Here is a 1,363-nt window from a genome sequence, read left to right as displayed (position 1 = left end):
ACATCAACAATGGTGCTGCTGTCGTAAGAGGATTTGTCCCACTATCCGAGATGTTCGGATATGCTACAGACCTGCGTTCTAAGACACAGGGTCGTGGTGTATACGTAATGCAGTTCGACCACTTCGACAAGCTACCAGAGAGCTTGAAAGAGAAGGTTGCAAAATAATCTATAATCTCACTGATTTCATTGGAGAGAATATAAATTTTACAGAAAATTATTTCAAATAATTCTAAATAGGAGAAATTATCATGGCAAAGCAGAAGTATGAGAGAACCAAGCCACATATCAACATCGGTACAATCGGCCACGTTGACCACGGCAAGACAACTCTAACAGCAGCAATCACAAAGACTCTTCACGACAGATATGGACTCGGAGCAGACGTAGCATTCGACCAGATCGACAAGGCACCAGAAGAGAAGGCAAGAGGAATCACGATTTCATCAGCACACGTAGAGTATGAGACACCAAACAGACACTACGCACACGTAGACTGCCCAGGACACGCTGACTATGTAAAGAACATGATTACAGGAGCAGCTCAGATGGACGGAGCTATTCTAGTAGTAGCAGCAACAGATGGACCAATGCCTCAGACAAGAGAGCACATCCTACTATCCAGACAGGTAGGCGTACCATACATCATCGTATTCCTCAACAAGTGCGATATGGTAGATGACGAGGAGCTACTAGACCTCGTAGAGATGGAAGTAAGAGAGCTACTAGACGAGTATGAGTTCCCAGGAGATGATACACCAATCATCAGAGGATCCGCACTAAAGGCACTAGAGGATCCAAGCGGAGAGTGGGGAGATAAGATTTGCGAGCTAATGGAAGCAGTAGATACATACATTCCAGAGCCACAGAGAGCAAACGATCAGCCATTCCTAATGCCAATCGAGGACGTATTCTCAATCACAGGACGTGGAACAGTAGCAACAGGAAGAGTTGAGAGAGGAACACTCAAGGTAGGAGATGAAGTAGAGCTCGTAGGACTAAGCGACGAGAAGAGAAAGGTAGTTGTAACTGGAGTAGAGATGTTCAAGAAGACTCTTGATGCAGCAGAAACAGGAGACAACATCGGAGCACTTCTCAGAGGAGTACAGAGAGACGAAATCGAAAGAGGACAGGTACTCTCGAAGCCAGGCTCAATTCACCCACACACAAAGTTCAAGGGACAGGTATACGTACTAAAGAAGGAAGAGGGTGGAAGACACACACCATTCTTCAATGGATACAGACCACAGTTCTACCTAAGAACAACAGACGTAACAGGAGATCTACAGCTACCAGAAGGTACAGAGATGTGCATGCCTGGAGATAACGTAGTAATGGAGATCGAGCTGATTACACCAGTAGCT

2 protein-coding genes are annotated in these 1,363 nt (G+C 45.5%); both read left to right on the top strand.

What is annotated here, in order from left to right:
• The first annotated feature begins 2 nt into the window (after positions 1 to 2).
• The gene (locus AXF17_RS09835; protein ID WP_207651588.1) at positions 3 to 167 is read left to right on the top strand and encodes a hypothetical protein; all 165 of its coding nucleotides are present in this window, start codon (positions 3 to 5) and stop codon (positions 165 to 167) included.
• Between the two features lie 83 nt (positions 168 to 250).
• The coding region (tuf, locus tag AXF17_RS00915) for an elongation factor Tu (RefSeq protein ID WP_094234709.1) at positions 251 to 1,363 on the top strand (1,113 nt) is incomplete at its 3' end.

This window comes from Mogibacterium pumilum (assembly GCF_002243385.1).
GTDB lineage: Bacteria > Bacillota > Clostridia > Peptostreptococcales > Anaerovoracaceae > Mogibacterium > Mogibacterium pumilum.
Note: the sequence above shows the minus strand (reverse complement) of the source record. Positions and strands in the feature narration are given on the sequence as shown.